We start from the raw sequence: 22483 nt of genomic DNA, 5'->3' as shown, positions 1-22483 counted from the left end.
ACTATTGGGGGTCAGTTCATTTTGAGGCTTTTCATATATATGAAAACTTATCAAAACTGCACCATATTTCCTTCATTTTTACATACACTTATCCGTGATAGACCCCGCCATTATTGATGAAATGAAAGCGATTTCAAACTGATATTTCACGCGTTTCCTTTCCTAAGTTTCTGATATTAAATTAATAGTTTTGGGTATGACTTTTCTAAAAGTTTCATGGCTCTCGACCTAATTTATCAGTGTGAACAGCGACCAACTTTTCAACGCTTTCATTGCTTAATATTTCCCTGTTCGATGAAAACTCAAAAAAATAATAGGGAATTACAATGCAAAAATTTAAGCTTTTGCCAATAACGGTCGCAGTGGCGGCTTCGCTTGCTTCACTCTCTTCTTTTGCTGCAGAAACGGATCTTGCTGCTCTCGAGCAACGAATCCAAGAGTTGGAATCTCAAGTTGGGGACATCAAGTATGTTGATGATCAGCAACAAGCGGTTCTAACTTCAGAAACAACTGTGCCAGACGGTATCGTCTTCTCTGGTTACGCTCGTTACGGCGCTCACTACAAAAGTGGTGATGAGCGCTACGTAGACATCGGTACAACAGGTCGCTCAGTTGGTCGTTTAGGTAACGAAGCCAATGGTGGTGAAGTTCAGTTAGCTAAGCTTTTCCAAGCTGACAACGGTGCTATCTGGGACATCGTATTCATGGCTGATCACTGGGAAGCAGACGCATGGGCTGATGACGGTGGCCTGAGCATGAAAAAAATGTACGCTGGTGTAACCAATGTATTTGAAAGCCAGCCTGAGCTTTACATGTGGGCTGGTCGTGACTTCCATCAACGTCCGCAACAAGGTTTGAACGATTACTTCTGGATGACACACGATGGTCAAGGCGCTGGCTTTAACAACCTAGATTTCGGCGGCGCTAAGCTAGATATGGGCTTTGTTGGCCAAGTGAAAGGCGGCCTCGTAAATGACAATGGCCGATACGCCGTGACAGCGAAGCTACACAGTATTGACGCAGGTATTGGTAATCTGGATTTTTACGCGAACTACGGTTTTGCATCGAGCGAAGCGGATACGTCTACGACGACTGAGTACGTATACGATCCAGTGACAGATTCAATGCAGCCTGTCGTGACTCAAGGACAAAAAGTCAGTGACGAAACGGCATACCTGGTAGGTGCAACCTTAGGCTTGGGTGAGTCTAACAAGTTGGTTGTTAAGTATGGTGACGGTGCGGATTCATCAGTGTTTGACCTAAAAGGTGACTACCAAACTTTGTACGCAAGTGTTGAAGGTAGCTACGCAGCAACAGATAACTTCATCATCGATTACTTAGTGTCGTACAAAGACAACTCTGGTTCTGATCTAGACCGCGAGAACACGGAATACGCTGGTATCGTTCGTCCACAGTACCAATGGGATGATGTTCATTCTACATGGTTAGAAGCGGGCTACGGCATGGTTGATTACGATGACGACGGTGAAGAGAACGCATGGAAAGTAACGCTTTCTCAAAACGTTTCTCTAGGTGGCTTACCTTGGAGCCGTCCAATGCTTCGTTTCTACACAACCGTGGGTGATGTAGAAACCAAAGGCAACACAGTGAAGACAACGAATGTTGACACATTGTCGTTCGGCGCAATGTTTGAAGCTTGGTGGTAATCACCGATATAGAAAGAGCGGCTATTTGAATTCGGCATATTTTCAAAGAGCCATGCTTTCGAATATCCATGCTTTTCAATAGTACGTAAATACTGTCCATTTTAGCCCTAAAGGCAGATTGATTAGGGCACGTTTCAATTAACTCCATTCTTGGGCACATTTTTGTGCCCTTTTTTTCGCCACTAGATCAGGGATTTACTATGAGACTTTCTTCCATCGTGTCTCGAGTTTATTTAGGTTTCTTCGTACTGATTGTGATCATGCTGGGTTCTGCATGGTTAAGCATCAGTAGCAATAAAGACATCACCACTCGAATCGAAAACATCACCCAGCAAGCTACGCCATTAATGCTTCAATCTTCAACGTTAACCATCCGATTTCTGGACATTAATCGCAGCACCACACCCTACTTATCCGCTAACTATATTGATGAACTTGAGCCACTGAAACAAACCGTATTAAACAACATCGAGCTATATCAGCAGCAATTGAACTGGTTCGAAGGTAAGGGCGTAGCTGGTTCACAAATGGAAGCCATGCTTAACAACATCACTCAAACAGGTTTGTTGACTATCGATAAGATAGAGCAGGTATTAGAGCTTTATGTTGAGTATTTGGGTAGCAAAGATCTCGGTTCGATGGGACAAGCGCAATTTCAATCTGTGGTTGGACAGCTCAATAATACTTTGGTGAATCAACTCGCGAGTGCAGATTCAGAGCAGACACAAAAGGCAGTCGAAGCTTTGTTGGTGCAATTGAGTTTGATTGCCGCGGAAGCCAACGAAGCGTTTTCACTGCAAACATCTTCGGAGGTTCGTGGGGTAGAGCGTCGCCTACAAAGTCGCAAAGAGCGATTCGAACAAGCGGTCGCAGGTTTAGATAATCTGGATTCATCTTTGCTGCGCCGCAGTAAACAGTCTTTATCGTTGCTCGCTTCACACGCGTTTTCAGCCAGTGGCTCAGTCGCTACCCATAAAGAAACCGTCAAACTCGATGAGTCTATCTCCCTTCAAAAGCAGGAAATTGAACAGCTAATCGATCAACAGTTAAGTCACTTTGATGAGCTTTCAATGTACGCTGAAGACACCGCGACACGTCTGTATCACGAATCGATGGACTCTTCACAGCAAGCCCTTGTGATGCAGGGTTTTATTGCACTTGCTTCCGTGTTTATTGCTCTGTTGATCGGGTTGAATATTGCCAAAGGTATCCGTAAACCAAGCAAGCTGCTACAAAGTGCACTCGACCAAGTTGCCAATAAAGACTTGAGCGCGATGGTGCAGTATCAAGCCAATAATGAGTTCGGCTCAGTGAGCGACAAGGTCAACTTAGTGATCAGTCATCTGACTCAAATGATTGAGAACATGCGTTATTCGTCGACGTGCTTAAAAGAGGCGTCCATAGAGAATCAAAGCACGAGCCGTTCATTGAGCGAGGCGATGCAAGACCAAACCAATCAGACCGTGATGGTGGCAACAGCTATGGAGCAGATCGAGTGCTCGGTGACCGAAATAACTCAAGCCGCTAATCAAACGCTAACGCTTGTAACCGAAGCGGTGTCGAGTTCCTGTGCTGGTCAGAAGACCATGGATAAAAGCGTCGAGTTAATGGGCAGTTTAGAGCGTAAGTTAGCAGAATCAACAGCGACCATTGGCCAGCTCGAAAGCGAAAGTGCCAGCATTGGCTCCATTTTGGATGTGATATCTGGGATCTCTGAGCAAACTAATCTACTGGCGTTGAATGCGGCAATAGAAGCGGCGCGAGCTGGAGAGCAAGGGCGTGGTTTCTCTGTGGTTGCGGATGAGGTTCGAGTGTTAGCAGCGAAAACCAATGCCTCGACGCAAGAGATACACAACAAGATCGAGCAGTTGCAAACTAGCTCTAAACTGGCGGTTGAACAAATCAATCAATGTGTGGTGGGGATGGTTCAATGTGTTGAGCAAACGGGCGAAGTGAATCACTCGATATCGACGGTCTCTGATCTTCTCAACGAAGTAGAGCAAAGAAGTCATCAAATTGCGACCGCGACGACAGAGCATCAAGTGGTTGCCTCTCAAGTCACTCAAAATATCAGCCAGATACACATCTTGGCTGAAGATAACTCACAACGATCTCAGGTTTTGTTTTCTCATGGTCAACAGCTTGAAACCATGTCGCAGCAGCAGTTCTCACTAACTCAAGAGTTTAAGCTCGCGGAGCAATCAGAAAACGAGGTTTAAAGGCGACTCTAAGTTTTTCAATGTTTCACGCTCAGCCTTTGCTGGGCGTTGTTGTTTCAAGTTTCGGGTTCTGGAAAGAGAATTAGAAGTGCCTATGAAATGTTCCCATACAATTTCGCATAGCCACTGAAATAATAGGGTCAATTTTGCTCTGTATATTACCGCCTGTTGCAGGTTCATCACCGAATCGTGCTTTTTGAAAACGGAGTTTATGCATGCTTGTTAGCACTTTGGGAGCAAGTAACCGAGTGCTGTTTTGATAAGGTGAGCAAGAATCTCATGAAACAGTTTCATAGCGTGAAGTGAATCTGTAAGCGCTTTCATGATTTCCACAACTTGCCTTTTCACCTCCAACTTTAGTGTGATGACACTCACTTCAACTAAAACGTAATTTCTTAATAATCGTTTTGTAAGCGGTTACAAGCTAATGAAGTATCGAGGTTCGAGTGGCGACAATTAAACACGTATCAGAACATGCAGGTGTGTCTCAGGCGACAGTGTCTAGGGTTATTAATGGCACTAGCAGAGTCAGTCATGACAAGAAATTAAAGGTTGAAAAAGCGATCAAGGAGCTGGGTTATCGCCCGAACTCTATCGCTCAAGCCTTGGCTTCAAGTCGTACCGGTAGTGTGGGTGTTGTTGTTCCAGAACTTGGCGGCTCTTTCTATTCAGGCATTTTGCATTGCATAGAAGAGAACCTACGCCGCTTTGGTTACCACGCTGTGGTTACAGCGGGTTCGAATACTGAGCAAGGGCAACGTGAGTCTGTGGAGTTTCTGTTGGGGCGTCGTGTTGATGCTTTGATTCTTCATACTCAACTGCTCAGTGATGATTATTTAATTGAATTGGAAGAACAGGGGACCCCTGTGGTTTTAATTAACCGCTTCATCCCAGAAATGGCGATGAGTTGCATTGATATTGACAACGAAGTCGGGGGGCTACTCGCTACTCAATATCTTTTGCAAAAGGGACATACAGATATCGCGTGTATTACCGGGCCTTTAGATAAAGCCGACGCTAGGGGGCGTTTGCAGGGGTATCGCAAGGCACTGGAAGAAGCCGGTGTGCCATACGATGAAGCCTTAGTCTCTGAGGCGGGATTTACTGAAGAGACAGGCATCAGCGCCATGAAGAAGTTGATCAACAGAAAATGCCACTTTACGGCGGTATTTGCTTCAAACGATCACATGGCATTTGGCGCGTTCGAAGTTTTGCATAAAGAGGGATTGTCTGTTCCGAGAGACGTTTCTCTTGTCGGCTTCGATAACACTATCTTCGCGCGCTATCTGACCCCTAGTTTGACCACCATTAATTTCCCCATTGAAGAGATGAGTATTGAAGCAGTACAGCTCACTCTACAAAAGCTAAAAAAAATCAAACATGACGTGAACTTTAAATTGCTGCCGACGTTGGTCACTAGAAACTCGGTATCGGATTTACTCGTTACCCTATAAAAATATTAAGGATAGAACATGAAATTTAAGACCTTGGCGCTTTCGTGCGCGGTTGCTTTAGTACTAGGTGCAACAGCAGTAAATGCTGCTGACAAAGAGATTCGTTTCGACGGTTTCCCTGATTTTGATAGCAGCCTGAAGGTATTACTGCCTGATTTCGAAAAGGAAACAGGGATTAAAGTTGATTACCTTATGAATAACCACGGTGACCACCACACGAAACTAACCACTAACCTAGCAACGGGCTCAGGTGCGGGTGACGTGATTGTTGTGGACGTTGAGAAAATCGGTCCATTCGTGGGTTCTGGCGGCCTAGTTAACCTGTCTGAAAACTACGGTGCAGATAAATACGAAGAACGATTCGCACCTTACGCTTGGGCACAAGGAAAAGGCGCTGACGGCGACATGTACGGGATTCCTGTCGACCTGGGCCCAGGTGTTATGTACTACCGCACCGATGTGTTTGAAAAAGCGGGCATTGATGTAGAAGAAGCAATCAAAGATTGGGATTCATACATCGCTGCTGGTGAAAAACTGAAAGAGCAAAACGTACAACTTATCGCTTCGGCAGCCGACGTGGCACAAGCGATTATCTTCACGACCGTTCCTGAAGGTGAAGGTCTGTACTTTGATAAAGATGGCAATCCAGTGGTGACATCTGAGCGTTTTGTTCACGCTTTTGAAGTAGCAAAAGAGATTCGCGACAAAGGCTTAGACGGCCGCATTTTGGCTTGGTCTAACGAATGGTACGAAGGCTTCCGCAACGGCACATTTGCAACTCAACTTTCTGGCGCTTGGCTTCTTGGTCACCTAAACAACTGGATTGCACCTGAAACTAAAGGCAAGTGGGCAGTAGAAAACCTACCTGATGGTATCTACGGCAGCTGGGGTGGTTCATTCCTTTCAATTCCAACTCAATCAGACAACCCAGATGAAGCTTGGGCGCTTATTGAATACATGACGACGGATCGTGAAGTACAGCTTAAACACTTCGAAACGATTGCTGCTTTCCCAGCGAACATCACCACGTATGACGATGAGCTTTTCCAAGAAGAGATGGAATTCCTAGGCGGACAAAAAGCCCGTCTTCTTTTTGCTGAAGTGGCGCAAAACATCAAGCCAGTATCTCCAGCTCAAGGCGACCACGTTGCACGTTCTATTATCTTAGAGAACGCATTGATGGAAGTACTTGATGAAGGTAAAGACATCAAGACTGCGCTTAAAGAGGCAGAGCGTCTAATCAAGCGTCGCACGCGTAATCTTTAATTTGTTTTTACTTTAAGTAAGTGAGGAAGCGTGGATAACGCGCTTCCTTTTTAAGAGGTCGTTACTATGAATCATACAGCGAGCACAACGATAGAACCTGCGGACAAAAGCCTTTTTTCTCGTCTAAATTTGAAAGCGCTTACACCGTATGGATTTCTTCTGCCGTTTCTGATCATTTTTTCTGTATTTGGGATCTTCCCGCTGTTGTTCTCTGTTTACCTGTCGTTCCACGAGTGGAACCCGGTAAGAGGCATGGATGCGATGGAGTTCGTTGGTTTTGAGAACTATCACATTGCTTTAACGGACCCATGGCTATGGCGTTCATTGAAGAACACGCTTTGGCTAGCGATCACTTCAGGCGTGGCTCAGCACTTAGTCGCTATTCCAGTGGCTTACATGTTGGTTTCAATGGGTGACCGTATGCGTCACTGGCTAACATCGGCGTACTTTCTACCGTTCATTACATCAACGGTCGCAGCGTCACTGATTTTCTTCAATATGTACTCTCCTAACTCAGGAATTATTAACCAAACGCTAATGGCACTAGCCGATAGCACGCTGTTTGGTTGGGCATTCGCTTGGGTTAACGATTTCCAACCCATCCGTTGGTTAGACGATGCCACTATGGTGAAGCCGTCTATCGCAATCATGGTTTTCTGGAAATACACCGGTTTTAACATCGTCCTTTACACCACAGGTTTAATGACGATTCCTAAAGACATCTTAGAAGCTGCACGTATGGATGGTGCCAATGCCTTCCGCCGCTTCTGGAACATTTCACTACCAATGATTCGTCCATTCATCTTCTTTGCTATCACGATGACCATCATCGGTAACCTGCAAATGTTTGAAGAACCGTTCGTACTAACACGTGGTACAGGTGGTACTGGCCAATCTGGTTTAACTATCTCTATGTACCTCTACAAAGTGGGTTGGGAATGGTTAGAAATGGGCACAGCGTCAGCAATTTCATGGCTTCTGTTTGCACTGATCGCGTCTTGTACTTTGGTTCAATTTTTATTCTTCGGTAAGAAAGGCTTAGGGGAACATTAAGATGTCGACATCAATTAAGACAAATACCTCACCATTAAGTGGCCTAATGCCAAGCGAACGCACCATGTACATCATGACTAAGATCTTGATGGTCATGCTTGGCATATTACTGATTGTTTCCGCAATCATTACGGTGTTCCCATTTGTGTGGTCAGCACTGCTTTCAACACGTGACCGCTCGGAGATCTTCGGCTCGGGCATCAGCTTTGCGATTGGCGATAGCCTGATGGTGAACTACGCAAAACTGCTGGAAATCATGCCGTTTTGGAAGGCGATGTTTAACTCGATTTATGTGGCTTTCTTAGGCACCACCATCTCGCTGCTGTTTTGTAGCATGGGTGGCTACGCATTTGCTGTGTTTAAGTTCCGCGGTAAGAATGTGTTGTTCGGCATGTTGGTTGGCTCAATGGCAATTCCGCCAGTGCTTAGCTTGATCCCTTACTTCATGATCGTGAAATTCTTAGGCTTGCTGGATAACCACATGGCGGTATGGCTACCGTTCACTACTACGCCATTTGGTATCTTCTTGATGCGTCAGCACGTGATTGCATCGATTCCTAAAGAGCTGTTAGAAGCAGCGAAATTAGATGGTGCAGGTGAGTTCAGAACGTATTGGAGTGTGGTACTGCCACTAATGAAACCAGCACTAGCAACACTCGCTATCGTGCAGTTCGTCTTCTTCTGGAACATGTTTATGCAGCCTCTTGTGGTGCTGAACAACCCAGACAATTACGTCATCACACAAGCACTACGAAGTGTTCAAGGTATTCCGAATACGCCATGGGGCGCGGTAATGCTAGGTACCACAATTTCTATTTTGCCACTCGTGATTACATACCTGTTCGCATCGAAACAGATGATCAGTGGTTTAACGTCCGGCGCAGTTAAAGGTTAGGTTTAAGGGTTATAACAATGAATAAATTTCAACTTCCAAGTGATTCAAAGTTACGCAGTAAGGAATTTGTATTCGGTGTCGCGACATCTTCATACCAAATTGAAGGCGGCGTTGAAGAGGGCGGTCGTACACCGTCTATCTGGGACACGTTTTGCAAGACGCCAGGTAAAGTAGATAACGGCGACAGTGGTGATGTGGCGTGCGACCACTACCACTTGTGGCAACAAGATATCGAGATGATTCAAGGCTTAGGCGTTGATGCTTACCGCCTGTCAATTGCATGGCCACGTATCTTGCCGCAAGACGGTGTCGTGAATCAGCAAGGCCTAGAGTTTTACGAGCAGATCATCGATGAATGTCATGCTCGTGGAATGAAGGTGTTCGTGACACTTTATCACTGGGATCTACCGCAATACCTTGAAGACAAAGGCGGCTGGTTAAACCGTGAAACGTCTTACAAGTTTGCAGAATATGCAGAAGTGGTGAGTAACTACTTTGGCGACAAAATTGATGTTTACACCACATTGAACGAACCATTTGTATCTGCGTTCTTAGGCTACCGTTGGGGCGAGCATGCTCCGGGTATCAAGGGCGAGAAAGAAGGCTTCTTGGCTTCTCACCACCTAATGTTGGCACACGGTTTGGCGATGCCGATTCTTCGTAAAAATGCGCCTCATGCTAAGCATGGCGTGGTATTTAACGCGACTCCGGCTTACCCATTAACACCACAAGATCAAGGCGCAGCAGATTATTGCGAAGCGGAGAACTACCACTGGTTCATCGACCCAGTATTGAAAGGTGAATACCCACAGCTAGTGGTAGAACGCCAAGCGATGAACATGCCGATGATCCTTGAAGGTGATTTAGACATCATTAGCGCACCGGTCGACTACATCGGTATCAACTACTACACACGCAATGTCGCTCGCTTTAACGAGAATGGTGACATTGAATCAGTCAAGCAAACCGATGCTGAACACACTTACATCGGTTGGGAGATCAACCCACAAGGCCTAACTGATTTATTGGTAAGACTGGATGCTCGCTACGAAAATATGCCGCCTATCTACATTACGGAGAACGGTGCTGCAGGTAACGACGAGCGCGTTAATGGACAAGTGATGGATGAGCAACGTGTTCGCTACTTCCAAGGTCATATCGAAGCGGTTCACAACGCAGTTGAAGCCGGTGTGAAAGTGGATGGTTACTTCGCTTGGAGTCTGATGGATAACTTTGAGTGGGCATTCGGTTACTGCCAGCGTTTTGGCATTGTCCATGTTGATTACACCACCCAAGAAAGAACACTGAAACAGAGCGCAATTGCGTATCGAAATATGCTTCTAGAGCGCGCTGAGGAGAACAGATAATGGCTAAAGTAGAATTTAAGAACATCAAAAAATCATTCGGTGATGTTGAAGTCGTCAAAGAGTTTGATTTTACGGTTGAAGACGGCGAGTTCGTGGTTTTCCTTGGCCCATCTGGCTGTGGTAAATCGACCACGTTACGTATGCTTGCCGGACTTGAAAGCATCAGCTCTGGTGACATCGTGGTTGGTGGCAAAGTGATGAACAAAGTCGATGCTAAAGACCGTGACTTAGCGATGGTATTCCAAAGCTACGCGCTGTACCCACATATGACGGTTTACGAGAACATCGCCTTCGCACTAAAACTGAAAGGCATGCCGAAAGCGGAAATCGACGTAGAGGTACTAAAAGCCGCGAAAATGCTAGAGCTTGACCCACTACTGAATCGTAAACCAAAAGAGCTTTCTGGTGGTCAACGTCAGCGTGTGGCAATGGGCCGTGCGATGGTTCGTACGCCGAAAGTGTTCTTGTTTGATGAGCCGCTATCTAACCTAGATGCAAAACTTCGTGGCGTGATGCGTGAAGAGATTAAACACCTACACCGCGAGCTTAAAACTACCACGATCTACGTAACCCACGATCAGATCGAGGCGATGACATTGGCGGATCGCATCGTGATCCTGAAAGACGGATATGTTGCTCAAGTTGGTACACCAACCGAGGTGTTCCAGCGTCCGGCAAACAAGTTTGTCGCGCAATTCATTGGTAACCCATCAATGAACATGTTGGAAGCAAAACTGATTGAAAAAGAAGGCGAGTACTTCGTTGAAATCGGCGATGTTCATATCCCACTGCCTGAGCGCTTTAAGTCTCTGGCATCTAAGAACCTAGCTCTGCATTTTGGTGTTCGTCCAACAGATATTCACCTACGTGCCGAGCAAGTTGACCACGACCGCGTGCTGCCATTCCCTGTGAAAATCAAAGACAAGGAACTACTAGGCGCGAGCATTCTTCTGAAAACAGAAATTGGCGGTCAACCGCTGATGGTTGAAACCCAAGCCGCTGAAGTGGATGTAAAAGATCTGACGCTTTACTTGGATTTGGATGCTTTCCACTTGTTTGATGCATTGAGTGAGAACTCGCTAGCGAGCTGATTTGCAAGAGCTAGTTATTTTGCAACAGCCAGTTGATCTGCAAGGGCGAGTGAGAGAAGCCTGACTCAAACGGCTAAGTCAGTCATTGAGCTGACACCAACCAACTTACGACAAATTGTTTTGGCTCCTCCTGATTTGGGAGGGGCTAGGGATAGTGATGATGAAATTCGGATATTTTGACGATAAAAACAAAGAATACGTAGCAACCACACCGTGTACACCGATCAAATGGTGTAACTATGTGGGCACATTAGATTTCGGTGGCATTGTCGATAGCAACGGCGGCGTACTACTGTGCAAAGGTGATCCGGCACTTAACCGCATCACCAAATACATTGCTCAACTGCCAAATTCAGATTTTAAAGGCTCGACAATGTACCTCAAGGTGCGTGACGAAGCGGGCAACGTAGAGGTGTTCTCACCTTTCTACACGCCAACCTTGAAGCCGTTAGATAAGTTCGAAAACCACACTGGTTTGTCATACACCACCATCATTGCAGAAGCATTTGGTGTGCGTTGTGGAGCGACGTTCTTTGTACCAAAAGCTGACCAAGTACTGCTACAAGACATCAAAGTGACCAACATTTCAGGTAAAGCACTGCATGTTGATGTGGTGCCTGTGTATGAATTCACACACTTCGATGCGCTTAAGCAGCTACTCAATGCGGACTGGGTTCCACAAACCATGACGCTAAAAGCACACCAACAAGAATCGGGTCACACCGTGCTTGAGCAGTATGCTTTCATGAAGCGTGACTACGCGGTGAACCTGATGACAGCGGATCGCCCTGCGACGTCTTTTGATGGTGATCGCCAATCGTTCCTAGGTAATTTGGGCTACGGCACATGGGCAGCACCAGAAGCACTAAACAATGATGAATTAGGCAACACCGAGTGTTTGCGTGGCGACAACATTGGCGCACTGAACCTGCGTCTAGGTTGGTTATCTCCAGAGCAGACAGAGCGTACAGTTGTACAAATAGCTCAAGAACAGAGCCTAGAAGCAGCATTGCCTCTGCTGGCTAAATATCGTGACCATCAAGTGGTCGATTCTGCTTTCGCTGAACTGGCTGAACATTGGGATGGTTACCTACAAGCAGTTCAGGTTGAAACGCCAGATCCTGCAATGAACTCAATGCTTAATGTACATAACCCACGTCAGTGTCACACCACTAAAAACTGGTCTCGTTACCTGTCTTTGTACCAACTTGGCTATGGCGCTCGCGGCATCGGTTTCCGTGACTCTTCTCAAGATACATTAGGCGTGATTACTCACATGCCAGAAGAAGCGCGTGAGTTTATCGAGCGTCTGTTGTCTGTTCAGAACACCAACGGTTCTGCGATGCACCAGTTCTTCCCATCAACCATGGAAGCGAACGCTGGTGACTCACGTGAAGAGGAAGATCGCCCGGATTACTACGGCGACGATCATCTGTGGATCATCTACGCAGTCACTCAATATGTGAAAGAGACAGGCAATGCTGATTTCTTGAACAAAGTGATTCCGTTCTATCAAAAAGACAAAGCGGGCAACCCTGTGGAAACAGGCACCGTTTGGGATCACTTGTGTCGCGCGATCGAGTTTACCCACACCAATACGGGTGAGCATGGCCTACCGTTATTAGGTTTTGCAGACTGGAATGACACGGTGAACCTGCCAACGGGTGCTGAGTCGATGATGGTCGCTAACATGTACGGTAAAGCCCTGCTTGATATGCTCGACCTCTGTGAGTTACGCGGTGAGGAACAGCTGACCGCTCAGTTCAAAGAGCAATACCAACAAATGCAGAGCACAGTGAATGAGTGCGGTTGGGATGGCGAATGGTTTGTGCGTTACTTTGATGAGCAAGGCCTGCCAATTGGTTCTCACAAGAATGAACAAGGGCAGATCTACACTAACGGTCAAAGCTGGCCTGTGATTTCTGGTTTCGCGACACAAGAACGTGCCACACAAGCGCTAGATTCGGTTTACAACAAGCTGAACACGACCAATGGTATCAAGCTTTCAACTCCAGGCTACAACGGCTTTGATCCACAACTTGGTGGCGTTTCGACATATCCACCGGGTGCGAAAGAGAACGGCGGTATCTTCCTGCATTCAAACCCATGGGTGATGATCGCGGAAGCGAAAATGGGCAACGGCGAGCGTGCTTATGAGTACTACCGTCAAATTAATCCGGCTTCTAAGAACGACGATATTGATACCTTTGAATCGGAGCCATACTGCTACCCGCAAAACATCTTGGGCGACGAACATAAACAGTTCGGCCTAGGTCGTAATGCATGGCTGTCGGGTACTGCATCTTGGACATACGTGGCAGGTACGCAGTGGATTCTAGGTGTTCGACCTGAAATTGATGGCTTGCTGGTGGACCCTTGTATTCCGGCAGAGTGGCCAGAGTTCAAAGTTCGTCGTCAGTTCCGTGGTGCGACTTATTATATTCATGTCACGAACCCGAATAACGTATGTAAGGGCGTGGTTGAGATGAAGGTCAATGGTGACCTGATTTCAGGCAACAAAGCACCGGTATTTACATCGGGTGAGCACACGGTAGAAGTGGTTTTAGGTTAACAAAGAGAAGGGCGCTTTATGCGCCCTTTATTGCTCTTTCGTTTGGTTATTTTGGTTGATAGGTGGCTTGGCATTGCCAAGTGAAGGTTTGAGACTGGTTCGGGCTAAGCGTTAATAAGCCAATCTGGTTATTGAATGCATCGGCAGGGCAAGTCATGGGCTCTATTGCAATGCTTTGCTCACTTGTCGGAGTGTATAGCTGAACAAATGGGTAGCTTGCATCTTGTTGATAATGAATTGCGGCTGATGAATCTGAGTGTGTCAAAGTCAGTTGGTTGGTTGCCTTCGAATCAAATTCAAAGCAGTGGTTTAGGCTTTGACTGGTCAGGGAGGCACCCAAAGACAAACGGTCAAAAGCCTGTTTTTCACCATTGGGTAGGTCGTTCTCATGTACGACCTCAGTGCAAGGCGACATAGTCAATTCACACTGTTCTAAGTCATTGCCGAGCGAGAAATAAGGGTGCCAAGCATCACCGAATGGGAAGGCGAAATCACCCAGATTAGAGACGGTCGTTGAGGAAGAGAGTCTACCCGTGATGTCGATAGTTAAGGTGACTTCAAGGTTGAACGCAAACGGGAAAGCAGGATGCAAAGACGACGTTTGATACTGCAACGTCACACTGGCAGATTCTTCAGTGGCTACGCTGTTTGTGATTGAAAAAGGTTGGTTGTAGAGCAGGCCATGTACGGCGTGATCAGACCAAGGAAAGTTAGCTGGGAGTTGATGGTTTTGGTTATCGAAACTGTAACGACCTAAGTTTAAACGGTTTGGAAAAGGGAATAATTTAGCACTGCGGGAAAAGAACGGATGTTGGTTGATCAGTTCATCATAATTCTGATAACCACAAATAAAAGAGAATGGACTGTTATTTACGATATATTTATTAATAACAGCACCAAATCCATTGATTATTTGAAGTTCTATACCATGTTGGTGGTTTATTAATGTGACAGAGTCAATATTTCCAAATTTTTCATTTACAATTTTAAACATGTTGATGTCTCCATTTTTAAAAGATATTAACAAGAAGAAAAAAATATTCAATGGCGGTTTTAAAATGAATAATAAAATTCCATATACGAGCTACTCAGGAAATTCAGAACACTTGTGTAAAAAAGGTGATGCAGTTGAATTTATTCAACCTTGGTACACGCCAATTTCTACGACACCAGAAAATACAGGTATGGCAGTCGGTGGAATTGGTAACACATTTACACTCACACCAAACGGCAACACGCCTAACTTCAGCTTTATTCCGGGAATTTTTGTCGATTGTTCAGATCAAGTTATTAATTTTAATGATTTTTATGCCTCGGTGATGAATGTGCCGACCATTGAAGCGCTTCAGGTTGTTAACGAGCAAGAGCTTAGTGTGCATCTGAATTTTTACCCAGCGCTATTCGATGGAAAGAAGATAGATAAAGAAAACATTTCGAATGCGATTAACCTCATTCGTGCCGCATTAGAAAATGGTAATTTCTATAAAGAAAATAAAGACAAGTTTATAAAGTGGAATGTCGAATTTTCTAATAAGACTCAATTATTAATAGAATCAGATTCATCGTCGATTGATTGTCAATTATATGTAGCCTTAGATTTTTTTAATGGTTTGTTAATAAATGATACAACGAGACAGCTATCACTAACTGCGGGAAATAATAGTGATATAGAAAGTGTTAATGGTAGCGATATAGAATATAAGGCTTTATATCCATTAGCTGAATATAAATATAATAGTTTTGATGGTATTAATATAAAGCGAAAGGTAGTCTCGCCGATCGTTAAAGAGGATAAGCGCCTCTGCTCTATGCCTATGCACTGGAACCACTTCCAGATTACTAATGAATCACAGCAAACACGCGTGATTACTCTTGCTCAACCTCTACAAAACTTGATTGGTTCAACCTACCAAAAAGGCCGTGATGGTATTCAGGATTCGGCATGTACCTTGTCTCAAAATCCGATTGCTCAGCAGCATGAAGTGGTTAACTTAAAGGGCGAAAGCCACAGCTTTACGGGTGTTCAATTGTCTAGCCAATCGCCTTATCAAAGCGATATTGAAGGCGAAGTGGTGTTTGGTGTTCAAGCGGATAACCATTTGACTGAATCTGGTAAGGTTTCGATTTCTGTCAAACCAACGCTTTATACCTCTAAAACAGCTCAGCAAACAGAGTTCGCACTGAAAACAGGCCGTACCAACGCGGAATTCCAAACAGGAATTTACACGGGGCGTGAAGCATTGAGCGCATTGGTGGTGGTTCAGGTTGAATTGGAACCTGGCGAGTCTGTTGACCTGCGTTTTGCACAGGTGATGGCTCACAGCAAAGTCATGCTTAATGGTTGGCACTCAGATAAGGCTTACACGCAATTCTACCCGCAAGTAAAGCCTGCATTACCTATGTTAGAAGACATGTTGCCTAAGCTCGAAACCATTGAGCAGCAGATCGTCGCACAACAAACAACTTTCCTAGAGCAAGCTCAAAACAAGATCTCGCAGCCTGAATCGGCACTTCGCTATGCAACGATGGCGATGAACTCATTGTCCTTCCTAGCGGAATCAACGGTATGGGATAAAGAAGATAAGTTCTTGGTAAAAGAGTGTGTCGACTACCCATTCTTTAACTCTCTGGATGTGTACTTCTACGGCTCGTTCTCTCTGCTTTACTTGCTGCCTGAGCTTGATGGCTGCGTGATGAAAGAGTTCTCGAAAGCTATTTTGGCCGAAGATTTCACTCAGCGCCGCTACTGGGAATACGAAGCGACGCCTAATGCCGAATTGATTGATGACAAGTACCAAGGCGTACGTGCCATTCGAGGCGCGGTAATCCACGACTTAGGCAGCCCATTCGACATTCAGCCCGATGCTTACAGTTGGCACAATGTGAAAGAGTGGAAGGACTTAGCGCCGAAATACATTCTGATGGTGTACCGCCATTATCAAAACACCCAAGATATCTCTGTGGTTAAAGAGTGCTGGCAAGCCGTTACTGAAAGCATCGATTTCTTGTCGAACTTAATTGCTGAGGGTGACGATTTACCGCTCACCCGTGGCACAGACGATACCTTTGATAACCTAGCGTCTCACGGCATCTCTATTTATTGTGCGAGCCTGTGGGTTGCTGGCCTGCAAGCCGCGAGCGAACTAGCACAATTGATGGGTGAAAGCGAGCTAGCTAGCGGTTACTTAACGCGTTCTAAAAAGGCGTTAGCCACGGTTGAGCAAAGCTTGTGGGATGACAAAGAGGGTTACTACCACTTCTTCGTGACGCCAGTTCAAGCTAAGCATCTAACGGGTGAAGGCTACCAAGCTCTGGAAACCTTAGGCCTAACTTTGACGGGCGATGCGATTGCCGATAAGAACACGCTCAATACCTATCTCAATGAAACAGATACTTCAATCAGCATCAGCAAGGTGTCTCAAAGAGTATCTAAGAAGCGCTTATTGAGCGAGACCGCACCTCAAGCCTTTACACAAGACTACTTAGATTTAGTACCTGATTCAGACAACAGCTTTGGCGATGCTTTATTGGCTGACAGCTACCTAAAGCTCATCGGTTTAGAAGGTATTTTCCCGCAAGAGAACATCCAACGCGCACTAGACTATGTTTATAAGCATAACTTCGAAATTAACAGCCCTAAGCTTGGGGTTGCGAATATGGCGTTGGCCGATGGTTCGCCGCATGAGGCATTTCAGGCTCAAGATGTGTGGATTGGTGTGCAGTTTAGTGTCGCAACGGCGTTGAGTCTGGCAGGTAAAAACCAGCAAGCAGAAACATTGATGGATACCGTGTATACCGCACTCTATGACTATTCAAAAATTCCATTTGCAGCGCCAGAAGGGTTCAATTGCTCTGTGTCTGTCAATGAGAAATATCTTATAGAAGCCTTTAAATTGACGCAAAATGATGCGAAAAACTGGCTAAGTGTACTTAAATGTCAAAACTGTGTGCTGTCTGACGGTCGGATCAATCCAACATTGACGAAAGATACTGATAATTTTGTTAAAATGGTGAGCGGTGAAATTCCGTTAGAAAAGCTGGCAGGCTTACACAAATGGTTACTGAGTACTGGCTTGAAATATACGGCTGGTCGTTACTTTAGACCGGGGATGATCTTCGCCTACTTGTATTAACTTAATGACACGATTTTCAGCTAAAGCAGTGGTATGCAGGTTGAAACTGATGGGGAGCTTAAAGCTCCCCGAATGTCACTTGATTAGGGGTTCGAGATGCGCACTAAAACAAAAAAAACAACAGTATACGATGTAGCAAAACTGGCTGGTGTTTCTCCGAGCACAGTTTCTCGTTTTCTTAATCGAACCACTTATGTGTCGGATGATAAAAGCCAGAACATCGAGCAAGCGATTAAAGACACTGGCTACAAACCTAATTTTCAAATGCAAGAAAACACCAACCGACGTTCACTCACCATTGGTGTGTTGGTGCAACACCCTGACAGCCCTTATACCAGCCGTATTCTCAATGACATGGAGAAAACACTGATCGCTCAAGGTTATTCGTTAGTAATCGCGACAGGGCATTGGCAGAAAAAGTTAGAAATGCACGCGTTGGAGTATCTCGCAAAAAGTAACGTGGATGGCATGATCATCGTGACAGGAAGCATTACTCAAGAAGAGATTACCAAGTATGCACAAGACATTCCTATCGTGATGGTTGGCTACGATTTTGTTGAGAATAACGTCCGCTCCATCAACATTGATAACGTGTTGGGCGGTTACATGGCAACTCTCCACTTGCTCCAACAGGGGCATGTGAATATTGCTCATATTAAAGGGCTTTCAAGCCAGCCAGACGCAGGTAATCGGTTTGAAGGCTATAAGAAAGCGCTTCAAGAAGCGGGCATTAAGGTGATGACAAAGCTCGTCAAGCAAGGGGATTTCAGTAGTGAAACTGGCTATGAGAAAACCGTGGAATTAATTGAATCTAAGATTCATTTTTCTGGCCTGTTTGCCGCCAATGATCAAACGGCTTACGGCGCGATTAAGGCGCTCCATGATCACGGCTACAAAGTGCCAGAAGATGTGTCAGTGATTGGGTTTGATGACTTGCCAACGTCTAAGTATTTCACACCTGCGTTAACAACATTAAGGCAGCCAATTGAAGAGATTGGAGAGGTGTGTGCTCAGTCGATTTTGAACTTACTTTCAGGTGAGAGGCATGAAGCACGACTACCACCGATAGATTTAATCGTCAGAGAGTCGACCAAGTCTCTGTATCGTTAATTTCAAGACAAGCATCAAGGTGGTGCGTCCGTGATGATTCGTATTGATATTAACGCGGACCATGGTGCAGGTCAGCTAAAACACTTCTGCCCCACTCTTCTTAGCTCCGCCGAACGGAGCCCTTCGAACGTTCTAGAATAGAACAAATTAAACCAATCCATATGTACGGTGTTTATACGGATATTTTTGGTAGGCTTCTTACGAATATCGCTTTCGATTCACACAATAGCATTATACTTATTGAGCCTCATAATAGACGACAGCAATATAATAAAAACGTAGATACGGAAGAGTTACGTCTGTAAAGCGCGAGGCATTTACATACAGTTTTAGCTATGAGGAGGTCAAATGGGTGACTGGGACTATTTATATGACATGCATAATGAAGGTTATAGCGCTGATCAGATAACTGACGCAGCAGGTTGCGGGTATAACCCATATGATATTAACCTAGATCTACATGCTTTAGGGTTATCTCCTAAAGAATGGGAGGCGACTGATAGTAATTTTAATTCAGAGTTATCCAAAGTTAACCCCAAGTTAGAAGTGATCTTTGAGAAGTTGGTGGATAATGCCGAAGCTTTCTACGATCTTACAAATCGTTATTTGCAGATTTGGGGGGAGTTAGGAGAGTTATATGCCGAAATTAACTATGGGATTAAGCGGCATAAACCACATACTAAAGGGTCAGACGGAAAGCTAGGAAATGACTTCATCGAAATAAAAACGATTTCTCCTGAAAAGAATAAAGAAGAAGTGAAAGTGAAACGCGCTGGAAACTTTAATAAGCTTCTAATTGTAAAAATATCCTCCGACTTTACGTTTGAAGGGCAGCTAATCGCCCGAAAAGATCTACCGAAAGGTGAAGGTAAACATGCAAGAGCTTCATGGGAACGTAAGAAAACTGTAGTCACAAAACCACAAACTGTAATCACAAAATCAATGACTGGCTCACCTGAAGCCAAAATATATGCAGCCCTAAAGGTTCCTACTTATTTAGATGCCGAACTTCAAAACAAGCTTGGTTTGTCGGAGTTAGATTTCACAAAAGCAGTTAGTGAGCTTTCTAAATCCCAAAAGATTAAGCGTTCACTAGAAGATGGTAAAAAATGGGTACGCAATACAAAGTAACCTAGTAAATCGATAAGACAGATTTGCAACGATTGGCATTCTCAGTTCAAGTTGAATTTAGTGCTTACAGTTCAATTCTAAATAAGTTGAGTGGTGGCGTCGTTTACTGCTTAACGTTACATCAGCCAATCCACAATCTAGTAAATTAGTAAAATCGTTAACTCATAATTGCCCCCAAAATCACTTAGACCAAATACTCTACAGATTTTAGAGATGTGTGTTTGCCCTATCAAAACTTATCCGAGTTCAGCCTATCTAGAATTTTGCTGCACTAAGCAACCTAACCGCTCAATATGGTTGCTAACATGTTGATTTAAAATAAAGTGACAGATGAAAGACGGCATTATCTATCCATGAAATAGGCTTATACCCGTATAAAAAGTGTTATCCTATCTCTGATAGGTCTACTCTAAGTCTATAATTCGACACCTTATGGATAGTGTGCTTACAGCAGCCCCTGGAGATAGACTTCGAATAAATCTAAGTGCTTTTGCTAGGTCTTGTGTTTCAATTTTAAATTTATTATCAATACGCCCATCATTAGTCATATCGGTATCTACAACGCTAGGGCATAAACAGCAAACCTTTACCCCAAAAGGGAGCAGTTCGTGATAAAGCGATTGGCTATAACTAACAATTGCAGCTTTTGTCGCTGAATATGCTGCAATCTTAGGGACTGGCGCCAAACCAGCAGTAGAGCCAAGGTTATATATTTCCCCGTAGCCTTGCTGTTTCATTTTCTCCGCAACTAAATTACAAGCAGTGATTGTAGATAAAAGATTTACGTTTACCAACTCAGAAAGTTTAGCTAAGGAAAGGTTAGTATTGCCTGCTGCCAAAACGCCAGCACTATTAACCATAGCATCAATATTTTCATGCTGTTTAATGATTGATGTAATAGCAGTTTCAACTTCAGATGGGTTATTGAAATCGACTGACATTGTCTCAGCTAGACATGAGGAATAGCATGACTTGAGCTCTGCTTTAGTCCGCTCAAGGTTTTCATTATTTAAGGAAAGTAACACCAAAGTGTATCCTTCCTGAGCAAAGTAATGAGAAATAGCTTTACCAATACCGCGACTAGCGCCTGTAATTATGGCAACTTTAGACATAGTGTATCCCTAAACTGTGTAATAAGTGCGTTGTTAGGTTAATGTACTAAATAGTTTCCAAAATTAGAACTGGTCTTTGCACCGTAAGCACACTAAGGTTTCAAGATACTTTTTCTAACCTGACCGAAACGGTTTATAGCCGTGGCCGCAAATCGTTTTTGTCCAGAGGCTTCATAGACCTGAAGTTTTACTCGTGGCACTTTTCTCAAAAAGTGCCAGCTAGCTCAGATCTGCCCCGAAATTACTTGGATTAAATATTCTAAAAAGTTCATCGGGCGTGCGTTTTTCCTACTAAAAGTTATCCGAACTCAGCAAACCTCAAGTTATGCCACACAGAACAATCCAACCTATTCTCTGTTTTACTATCCTATTGATTTTATGTCGAAATCTAAAAAAATCCGCATTCTATAACTATAAATACAGACACTAGCCGTATAGGGGGGTATCTTTTCTCTCTATTGACACAACCCATGAGAGCAATGGGTTATGTGGAGTGGTAACGAAAGATGACATCATCTTTTGTCTTCGATATTTTCCTGTAGAATGGCGTTTACTATTAGTTACGCTGACGGGAGGAATACAATATGAATACATTTGACGTTGAAGTTCCCTCTACCTGTTATTCTCAACCTCGTCAGACTCAAGCTGTCGCGATATACCTCCCCTGCAATTTATAACCTGAATCATATTATTCAGTGCTTTATAGCTCTGAGCTACTAAGACGTTTTCTATATTACTTGGTTATTATTGGAGGGGTTATGTCCCTTTTTGTCGCCTCCCAAATATTGGTTGGTTTAGCTGCGCTATTCGACATCGTATCGTTTCAGTTTCAAAATAGTACTCTGCTTTTGTCTGCTTTATGTGTATCGGCATTATTGATTGCAGCGCATTTCGCCCTACTTAACGAGTGGACGGCTGCATGTTTGTTGGTAATAGGCGCATGCCGATACTTGGCTGGTATCTTCATCGCAAACCCTAAAATAAAGTGGTTATTCTACTTCGTTACATTGTTGGGTACTGTTTTGACTTTCAGTGGTTTAACAAGTGTTTTGAGTTGTACAGCGTCGCTATTGCATACCAAAGCTTCGTTTAGTTCCAATGACAAACTAATGCGTTGGTTGATGGTTATTGGAACGGGAGTGTGGAGTGTACATGATATTATAGTCGGCTCGCCAGTAGCGGTACTCATTGATGTTTTGTTTATAATAAGCAGCGTCATTGGGTACTACCGAATACATATCAAAAGCCCATGTATTCAAAGTTAGGTTTTGGTTTTCATGCTAATATGTGCGAAATTAGCGTCACGAAAACAGAAATATAAAAGCGTTTAAGGTTTCAAGATACTTTTCCTAATCTGAACGAAACGATTTAGAACTATACATCTAAATCGTTTTTGTCCGTGCGACCTGAAGT

General features: G+C 44.4%; 15 protein-coding genes. 13 read left to right on the top strand and 2 right to left on the bottom strand.

What is annotated here, in order from left to right; translation table 11 throughout:
• Positions 1-326 precede the first annotated feature (326 nt).
• The 9 genes from AB4375_RS20060 (at position 327) to AB4375_RS20020 (ending at position 13584) form a co-directional block, all read left to right on the top strand.
• Complete coding sequence (locus tag AB4375_RS20060) at positions 327-1667, top strand: carbohydrate porin (RefSeq protein WP_017070477.1); 1341 nt, start codon at positions 327-329, stop codon at positions 1665-1667.
• Positions 1668-1867: 200 nt separating this feature from the next.
• A complete protein-coding gene (locus tag AB4375_RS20055; protein WP_372052404.1) occupies positions 1868-3886 on the top strand; it encodes a methyl-accepting chemotaxis protein in 2019 nt (672 codons plus the stop codon).
• A 446-nt stretch (positions 3887-4332) separates the two neighbouring features.
• Positions 4333-5340: a LacI family DNA-binding transcriptional regulator gene (locus tag AB4375_RS20050; protein ID WP_017068575.1), complete on the top strand. Its 1008-nt coding sequence runs from the start codon at positions 4333-4335 to the stop codon at positions 5338-5340.
• A gap of 18 nt (positions 5341-5358) precedes the next feature.
• The gene (locus tag AB4375_RS20045; RefSeq protein ID WP_372052402.1) at positions 5359-6606 is read left to right on the top strand and encodes an ABC transporter substrate-binding protein; all 1248 of its coding nucleotides are present in this window, start codon (positions 5359-5361) and stop codon (positions 6604-6606) included.
• A 66-nt stretch (positions 6607-6672) separates the two neighbouring features.
• Positions 6673-7659 carry a carbohydrate ABC transporter permease gene (locus AB4375_RS20040; protein ID WP_102398449.1) on the top strand — a complete coding sequence of 329 codons (987 nt, stop codon included), beginning with the start codon at positions 6673-6675 and terminating at the stop codon, positions 7657-7659.
• 46 nt (positions 7660-7705) lie between these two features.
• Entirely contained in the window at positions 7706-8554 is an 849-nt protein-coding gene (locus tag AB4375_RS20035; RefSeq protein ID WP_017061568.1) for a carbohydrate ABC transporter permease, read from the top strand.
• A 17-nt stretch (positions 8555-8571) separates the two neighbouring features.
• Positions 8572-9921 carry a GH1 family beta-glucosidase gene (locus AB4375_RS20030; protein ID WP_372052401.1) on the top strand — a complete coding sequence of 450 codons (1350 nt, stop codon included), beginning with the start codon at positions 8572-8574 and terminating at the stop codon, positions 9919-9921.
• Positions 9921-11012: an ABC transporter ATP-binding protein gene (locus AB4375_RS20025; protein ID WP_372052400.1), complete on the top strand. Its 1092-nt coding sequence runs from the start codon at positions 9921-9923 to the stop codon at positions 11010-11012. The genes AB4375_RS20030 and AB4375_RS20025 overlap by 1 nt, the downstream gene beginning before the upstream one ends.
• A gap of 157 nt (positions 11013-11169) precedes the next feature.
• Positions 11170-13584, top strand: a complete 2415-nt coding sequence (locus AB4375_RS20020; RefSeq protein WP_372052399.1) for a GH36-type glycosyl hydrolase domain-containing protein — start codon at positions 11170-11172, stop codon at positions 13582-13584.
• Between the two features lie 46 nt (positions 13585-13630).
• On the opposite strand, the gene AB4375_RS20015 is transcribed toward AB4375_RS20020, so the two are convergent.
• Positions 13631-14578: an aldose 1-epimerase gene (locus AB4375_RS20015; protein WP_372052397.1), complete on the bottom strand. Its 948-nt coding sequence runs from the start codon at positions 14576-14578 to the stop codon at positions 13631-13633.
• A gap of 64 nt (positions 14579-14642) precedes the next feature.
• Here AB4375_RS20015 and AB4375_RS20010 point away from each other — a divergent pair, with 64 nt between their 5' ends.
• The 3 genes from AB4375_RS20010 (at position 14643) to AB4375_RS20000 (ending at position 19958) form a co-directional block, all read left to right on the top strand.
• Entirely contained in the window at positions 14643-17717 is a 3075-nt protein-coding gene (locus tag AB4375_RS20010; RefSeq protein ID WP_372052395.1) for a GH116 family glycosyl hydrolase, read from the top strand.
• A gap of 96 nt (positions 17718-17813) precedes the next feature.
• The gene (locus tag AB4375_RS20005) at positions 17814-18827 is read left to right on the top strand and encodes a LacI family DNA-binding transcriptional regulator (protein ID WP_372052393.1); all 1014 of its coding nucleotides are present in this window, start codon (positions 17814-17816) and stop codon (positions 18825-18827) included.
• 348 nt (positions 18828-19175) lie between these two features.
• A complete protein-coding gene (locus AB4375_RS20000) occupies positions 19176-19958 on the top strand; it encodes a hypothetical protein (RefSeq protein ID WP_102431267.1) in 783 nt (260 codons plus the stop codon).
• A 404-nt stretch (positions 19959-20362) separates the two neighbouring features.
• Here AB4375_RS20000 and AB4375_RS19995 read toward each other — a convergent pair whose 3' ends face one another.
• A complete protein-coding gene (locus AB4375_RS19995; protein ID WP_017071106.1) occupies positions 20363-21070 on the bottom strand; it encodes an SDR family oxidoreductase in 708 nt (235 codons plus the stop codon).
• 758 nt (positions 21071-21828) lie between these two features.
• On the opposite strand from AB4375_RS19995, the gene AB4375_RS19990 reads away from it, so the two are divergent.
• The gene (locus AB4375_RS19990) at positions 21829-22335 is read left to right on the top strand and encodes a YgjV family protein (protein ID WP_372052392.1); all 507 of its coding nucleotides are present in this window, start codon (positions 21829-21831) and stop codon (positions 22333-22335) included.
• The last annotated feature ends 148 nt before the right edge of the window (positions 22336-22483 follow it).

The sequence above is a fragment of the Vibrio sp. 10N.261.51.C6 genome, from assembly GCF_041471785.1.
Lineage (GTDB): Bacteria > Pseudomonadota > Gammaproteobacteria > Enterobacterales > Vibrionaceae > Vibrio > Vibrio crassostreae_C.
This window is presented reverse-complemented; position numbering and strand designations above follow the sequence as displayed.